The sequence below is a fragment of the Rhizobacter sp. P2_H3 genome (assembly GCF_056403355.1).
Genome location: NZ_JBFUFQ010000283.1, coordinates 1 through 6547, shown reverse-complemented (window position 1 = coordinate 6547; position 6547 = coordinate 1). Strand labels below are relative to the sequence as shown.

The window sequence follows — 6547 nt, the reverse complement described above, 5'->3', positions numbered from 1 at the left end:
GGCCTGGGCCTGGAAGGGGGCGGGCGCTTCGTCACGGCGCGGCCCCGACGGTCCGATCGGCCGCGGTTTGCGGCCGGTCGGCTCCGGGCGGGACGGCTCGCCGCGGCGCGTGAACTCGGCCGGCGGCTGGTCGCCGAAGCGCTGGCGCAACTGCTCCTGGTAGCGCGCCTCGCGCTCGGCGCGATCGGCCTGCGCCTGCGACAAGGTCGGACGCTTCTTCATGCCGGTGCTGCGCAAGGGCGCACGGGCCGGTTTGTCGGGGGCGGACGAGCCCGCGTCTTTCTTCAGTTTCAGCGTGGCCATGGCGGATCCAATCGGAATCCCCGATTGGAACACGCAGGGCTGCATGAGCCCGGCGCACTGCCGAAAGGGTGATCTCCATATTTTCTGCACATCCCCTCTGAAGACTGCGACGCGTCAAGCGCAACAGAGATCAGGGGGATTCATGCTGGACATCACCAGACGGCTTGCCGTCATCGTTTCACTCGCCTTGCCGCTGAATGCGATGGCGGGCTACCCGCCAGGCGCCAAGGTCTGGAGCTGGACCTACAACGCACGCGGGCAGAAGCTCACCGAGACGGCGCCGGACGGCACGACGACGACCTGGACCTACTACGAGGACAAGACCGCCGACCACATGGTCGGCGACCTGCAGAGCGAGACGGCGAGCGACGGGCGCGTCACGCGCTACCTGCGCTACGACCGATCGGGCAAGCTGCTCGAAAGCGTTGACCCGAATGGCGTCGTCACGCGGCAGACCTACGACCTGCGGCAGCGGCTCCTGACACGCGACGTGGCCGGGCGCGTCACGCGCTACACCTACGATGCCGCGGGGCAGCTCAAGCGGCTGACCCTGCCGGACGGCAGCTGGATCGGCTGGGACTACGACGATGCCCACCGGAAGGTGGCGGTCTACGACGAGCAGGGCCACCGCATCGACTACCTGCTGGACATGGCCAGCATCAAGGTCCGGGAGAAGGTGCAGGATCCCGGCGGGAACTTGCGGCGCACGCTGGAGCGCATCGTCGACGATCTCGGTCGGGTGCAGAAGATCGAAGGCCGGGAGACGACGCCATGAGGCGCGCGATGCGATGCCTGGTGGCCTGCGGCGCGATCTTCATGTCTGTCGTCGAGGCGCAGACCTTGCCTCCGCCGCCCGTCTCGCCCCGGTCGGTGACGCGCCACGAGTACGACGCCGAGGGGCAGGTCACCAAGGTGATCCGCGGCGCCGGCACGCTGAACCTCGAGACCCGGCTGGCGTATGACCCGCTGAACCGCGTCAAGGCGCATGTCGATCCGGCGGGTGGCGTCACCGAGTTGGAGCACGACGGCCGCGACCGGCTTACCCAGGTGACCGACCCGCGCCGGCTGGTCACGCGCTATCCGGAGAAGCCAGGCGGAGGGCATCAGGTGATCAGCCCGGACACCGGCGTCACCGACCTCAGCGTCGATGAGGCGGGCCGCGTGTCGACGCGCATCGACAGCCGGGGCGTGACCGCGCGCATCGCCTACGACGCAGCGGGTCGGCTGAACGCCATCCAGTACCTGAAGGAAGGGCAGCCGGACGCGCTGCTCGTCTGGAACCACAGCCAGACCGGACCGGGCTTCAGCTTCGGCATCGGGCGGCTGACCTCGACCCTCTTTCCGGGCGGATCGACGCAGTACACGTACAACGAATGGGGCGAGGTCGTCGCGAGCACGCAGCGCGTGAGCCCGGCGAGCGGGGCCAACAGCGCGACGGTCACGACGGTGGTCGGCTACGAGTACACGCTCGGGCGCTTGACCGGTATCACCTATCCGTCGGGGCGCAGGCTCGTGCTTCGCTGGAACGGGGCGCACGTGGTGTCGATCGCGTTGGCGAAGAATGGCGTGAGCGAGCCCTTGCCGCTGATCGACCAGGTGAAGTACCAGCCCTTCGGCCCGGTCGAAAGCTGGCAGTGGGCGATGGCTGGCGGCGCGCAGGCGCATGAACGCGTGACGGATCTGGATGGGCGCATCGTGCGGATGCGCATCGGCGACCTGTTCCGCGACATCCGCTACGACGAGGCGGACCGGATCGTCTCGTTCACGCACCTGGCACCGGATGGCACACCGCGGCCGGCATTCGACCAGAGCTTCGGCTACGACGCGAACAGCCGGCTGACGAGCGTGGTCACCGCGACGAGCAGCTGGGCGATCGCCCACGATCCGAACGGCAACCGCCGTGAGCTGAGCCTGAGCGGGGTGCCGAGCACCTACATCACCGAAGCGACCAGCAACCGGTTGCTGGCGATGACCAACCCGGCGCGCAGCTTCGGCTACGACGAAGCCGGCAACACGACCAGCGACAGCGCAGGCTACACCGCGGGCTACGACCTGCCGGGGCAGCTGGCGGTGCTGTCGCGCGGCGGGATGAGCGCGCGCTACAGCTACGACACCGAGCGGCGGCGCATCCGCAAGTTCACGAACGCGGGGCCGCAGAGCACCGTCATCTTCGTGTACGACCCACAGGGCCAGCTGCTCGGCGAGTACGACCAGCAAGGCCGGGCCATCCGCGAATATGTGTGGCTGGACGACGTGCCGGTCGCGGTGTTCATGCCTGCTCCCACGGACTCGGCGGGCGCACCGCTGGTCCACTTCATCCACACCGACCACCAGAACACGCCGCGCGTGGTGGTCGACCGCGAAGGCCGGCAGCGCTGGAGCTGGATGGCCGAGCCCTTCGGCACCACCGCGCCGCCGACCAACCCAGCGGGATTGGGAGACTTCACCTTCAATCTGCGCTTCCCGGGGCAGTATGCAGATGAGGAATCGGGGCTGTTCTACAACTGGAACCGCTACTACCGCAGGGAGGGCGGGGACTACACGCAGAGTGATCCGATCGGGCTGGCGGGCAGGAGCTTGTCGACGTACACGTACGCTGGCGGAAACCCGCTGACGCAGGTCGATCCCGACGGACGCCTCTTTTTCGTCGTGTTGCTAGGCCCGAGTCTCGGTGCGGGCTTGGCAGACTTGGCACTCATCGGTGGGACTTGGTGGGCAATACAGCCGAAGATCGGACCCAGTTGGCCCACACAACCTGAAGGCGGTGATTCACCACGCGACAAGTACGAAAGGGACGGCGCCGCATGTTTCGAGAATTGCAAGCATCTGCTGGACACTTGCCCCAAAGACCTCCAGTCATCGGACTATCGCCGTTGCTTTCGACGTTGCATGTTTGACAGGGGACATTCCGGTTTGCTACCCGATTGAAGGAGAGACGATGAACAGAGATCTAGCAGTCAGGATCAAGGGGAAAGCACTTGCCGCTGTCGAGGAACTCGCTTCGATTCTGGACATTGTCAAGGACGAGATCCCCAGCCACGAGTTTGAGCAGGTGAAGAAGGGCGTCGGGCTGGCTATTGGGTCCATCGAAATGCAAGTCAACGTGCAGCTCTATCGGCAGTTCCCGGACCTGGAAGATTGATGCGAGGTGCCCTTCAAGAGAGCCGGTGCCTCCATGAACAAGCTCGTATAGCCCTGGATCCAATCCCCCGATTTTTTCCCATCGCCTCTCGCAATCTCATCTTCGTCGGACCAACCGGCTACGAGATGCCGATCCACGTGGCCATCAGCGCACCGTACGCCGAAGCGGAAGCCGAAGAGGCAAAGGGTAGAGCGGGGTGCTTGGTCCTGACCTGCGACGATCCCGATCTCACGACCGAGATCACCGGGTCCGATGAGATGGAGGCGTTGCTCGCCGGACTTGAGTTTCTGCAGTCTTTCCCGGTGAACCTGGAGTCAATAGGCGGCGGCAGGTTGAAGGCGTTGGATGGTTCGCCCTTTGGTCCCAATGGATCGATCCTGTTGCAGGAATCCAGGGCCATTCAGGTGAGGAAGAACGCAAGGCGTTCAACTGAGAATCTGGCCCGCTTGAAGACACCAGGCGACGGTGGTGAGGAAGCAGGCGATGGCTGACATTGAAGTAGCGCCGTGCTTCGACGTGACAGTCTGGGTTCTGATGGGACTTACTCTGATTCAGCTCGGCGGATGCGACTCGCCGCAGCCGGCCGAGATTCCGCAGTCATGGGCCATGAGCTTCCAAGGGAAGACTCTTGGCGAGATACGCAGTGCCATCGGACACCCCACGGAGTCATCTTCTGCAAAGCAGTTCGAGAACTGGATTCAGACCACCGAGGAGGGGACAAAGATGCTGAAAGTCATTTGCCCCGAGCGATGTGCGGACCAAGAGCTTGCCGCTGAAGTCTGGTTCCTGACTTTCAAGGATGGCTCTTCCACGCCTGCGTCGCGAATGCGCTTGTAGGCTCGGCCGGTGTCAGGCCGGCAGCCCGAACAACTCCGACAGCGCCTGCCGCATCGGCGCTTCGCCGACCGCATGCGTGTCGTGGTGCGACCCGCCCGGCACCAGCACGAAGCGCTTGGCCGACACCGCCGCGTCGTACAGCGCGCGACCCAGTGCATGCGGGATCAGCTGGTCGTCGTCGCCATGCACCACCAGCACCGGGGCCCGCACCGCGCCGATCTTCTGCGCCGCGTCGAAACGCTGCGTGATGAAGCGGCGCACCGCCGACCAGCCGAAGCTGAAGCTCGCGACCACGTCGGACAGCGACGTGAAGCTGCTCTCGATGATCAGCCCGGCCGCGTCGTCGACCTCGGACGCCAGGTGGATCGCGATCGCACCGCCCAGCGAGTGGCCGAAGAGGTAGCGCGCCTGGCCCGGTTGCCGGGCGCCGAGCCACTGCCACGCGGCGCGGGCGTCTTCATAGGCGCTGGCCTCGGACGGCAGCTCGCCGCCGCTCTTGCCGAAGCCGCGGTAGTCGATCGCCAGCACCGAAAACCCGAGCCGCTGCAGCCGGCGCATGCGCTCGGCGCTGCAGGTCACCTCGTGCTGCGCGCCGTGCAGGTACAGCATCAACGGCGCCTTCGGATCGGGGTTCGCCAGCCACAGGCCATGCAGCCGCACCGGCTGCCCGCTGAGCTGCGAGTCGAAGCCGATCCACACCTCCTGCATGTCCGAGAGCCGGCGCAGCGCGCGTGCCTGCGACCAGCGGTTGCGCTTGTTCGGCCGGAAGATCCACTTGCGCTGCTGCGTGTCGATCAGCCGGTCGCCGGCCACCGCGGCGAACGCGGTCAGCGCGGCGGCAGGCCAGCCGGCACGGGTGAGGGCATAGGGGAGCTGCATGGCCAGATCTTCGGCTGCAGCGCCCTTTGCTTGAATCCCCGGATCACGCTCCCCGCGTTCAAGTGGCCATAGTTCGCGTTCGGCTCAATGCGCCTGCGCTTCGAGCAGCTGCACCGTCTTGTTGGGCAGCTTGATGCCGCTCTTCTCGCGCTCGGCGCGCRCCTCGTGGCACATCTTCATGCCGGTGTGGTGCTCCAGGATCTCGGCCACCCAGTCGACGAACACCCGCACCTTCGACGACAGGTGGCGGTTCGACGGGTACACGACGTGGAACGGGATCTCGTCCGACAGCCAGTCGCACATCAGCAGCTCCAGCACCCCGCAGCTCGGGTACTGGCGGAACATGTAGGTCGGCAGCCGGCCGACGCCCAGGCCCGCCAGGCAGGCGTCGACGTAGGCGTTGGAATCGTTCAGCGTCAGCGGGCTGTCCACCGGCAGCAGGATGCGCTCGCCGTTGCGCACGAACTCCCAGTCGAACACCTGGCCGGTGCGCAGCGAGAAATAGTTCAGGCAGGTGTGCTTCTTCAGGTCGAGCGGGTGCTCCGGGCGGCCGTGGCGCGCCAGATAGCCGGTGGTCGCGCAGGTCACCAGGTTCATCGTGCCGACCCGGCGCACCACCACCGACGGGTCCGACACCTCGCCGACGCGCAGCGCGCAGTCGATACCCTCGCTCAGCAGGTTCAGCGGCCGGTCGCTGCAGCCCAGCTCCAGCTCGATGTCGGGGTAGCGCTCGAAGAACGACGGCAGCAGCGGGATGAGCAGCCGGCTCGCCACCGCGGTGCTCACGTCGACCCGCAGCTTGCCGCGCGGCGAGGCCTGGCTGGACGAGAACGACTCCTCGGCGTCACGAAGATCCTCGAGGATGCGAACGCAGCGCTCGTAATAGGCGGCGCCGTCTGCCGTCACCGACACCTTGCGCGTCGTGCGGTGCAGCAGCCGCACCTTCAGGTGGCCTTCCAGCTCGGCCACGCTGGCCGAGAGCGTCGCCTTCGGCATGTTCAGCAACTCCGCTGCACTGGTGAAACCGCCGGTGTTGACCACGCCGACGAAGGCTTGCATGGCTTTGATGGTGTCCATTGTCTTGAATCCTGAACAGTCATTCCGCAAAACGCTACTTTATAACTGATTCACAGACCAATACATTTGATGGTGCAACGCAGCATGGGGTATTTCCCGTGACTGTCGACTATTTCCATTTGTCTCTCTATTTCGGCTGGGGCCCTGTGCTCCGCTGTCCAGGATGACCCCCATGACCCTTCGTCCCACCCCTCTGATGTTCTCGACTGTCGCGCTGACGCTCGTGTCGGCTGCCCTKCTGTCGCTGGCCGGTTGCTCGCGCGGCGGCGAAGCGATGGCCGCCACGCCCGCCGGCGGGCCGCCGCCGGC

At 65.9% G+C, this 6547-nt stretch carries 8 protein-coding genes; 5 read left to right on the top strand and 3 right to left on the bottom strand.

Going from position 1 to position 6547, the window contains the following annotated elements:
* The coding region (locus AC1D1T_RS28800; protein WP_477992972.1) for a hypothetical protein at window positions 1-303 on the bottom strand (303 nt) is incomplete at its 3' end.
* 142 nt (window positions 304-445) lie between these two features.
* On the opposite strand from AC1D1T_RS28800, the gene AC1D1T_RS28795 reads away from it, so the two are divergent.
* The 5 genes from AC1D1T_RS28795 to AC1D1T_RS28775 all read left to right on the top strand — a co-directional run bounded on the left by AC1D1T_RS28795 (window position 446) and on the right by AC1D1T_RS28775 (window position 4282).
* A complete protein-coding gene (locus AC1D1T_RS28795; RefSeq protein WP_477992971.1) occupies window positions 446-1078 on the top strand; it encodes a hypothetical protein in 633 nt (210 codons plus the stop codon).
* The gene (locus AC1D1T_RS28790; RefSeq protein ID WP_477992970.1) at window positions 1075-3231 is read left to right on the top strand and encodes an RHS repeat domain-containing protein; all 2157 of its coding nucleotides are present in this window, start codon (window positions 1075-1077) and stop codon (window positions 3229-3231) included. Before AC1D1T_RS28795 ends, AC1D1T_RS28790 begins: the two co-directional genes overlap by 4 nt.
* Before the next feature lie 10 nt (window positions 3232-3241).
* Window positions 3242-3445: a hypothetical protein gene (locus tag AC1D1T_RS28785; protein WP_477844736.1), complete on the top strand. Its 204-nt coding sequence runs from the start codon at window positions 3242-3244 to the stop codon at window positions 3443-3445.
* A 125-nt stretch (window positions 3446-3570) separates the two neighbouring features.
* Window positions 3571-3936: a hypothetical protein gene (locus AC1D1T_RS28780; protein ID WP_477829642.1), complete on the top strand. Its 366-nt coding sequence runs from the start codon at window positions 3571-3573 to the stop codon at window positions 3934-3936.
* Window positions 3929-4282: a hypothetical protein gene (locus AC1D1T_RS28775; protein ID WP_477844734.1), complete on the top strand. Its 354-nt coding sequence runs from the start codon at window positions 3929-3931 to the stop codon at window positions 4280-4282. Before AC1D1T_RS28780 ends, AC1D1T_RS28775 begins: the two co-directional genes overlap by 8 nt.
* A gap of 12 nt (window positions 4283-4294) precedes the next feature.
* Here the strand turns inward: AC1D1T_RS28775 and AC1D1T_RS28770 are convergent, their stop codons facing one another.
* Together AC1D1T_RS28770 and AC1D1T_RS28765 are read right to left on the bottom strand one after the other, a co-directional pair.
* A complete protein-coding gene (locus AC1D1T_RS28770; protein WP_465111796.1) occupies window positions 4295-5161 on the bottom strand; it encodes an alpha/beta hydrolase in 867 nt (288 codons plus the stop codon).
* Window positions 5162-5245: 84 nt separating this feature from the next.
* Window positions 5246-6238 carry a LysR family transcriptional regulator gene (locus AC1D1T_RS28765; RefSeq protein ID WP_477992969.1) on the bottom strand — a complete coding sequence of 331 codons (993 nt, stop codon included), beginning with the start codon at window positions 6236-6238 and terminating at the stop codon, window positions 5246-5248.
* Window positions 6239-6547 lie beyond the last annotated feature (309 nt).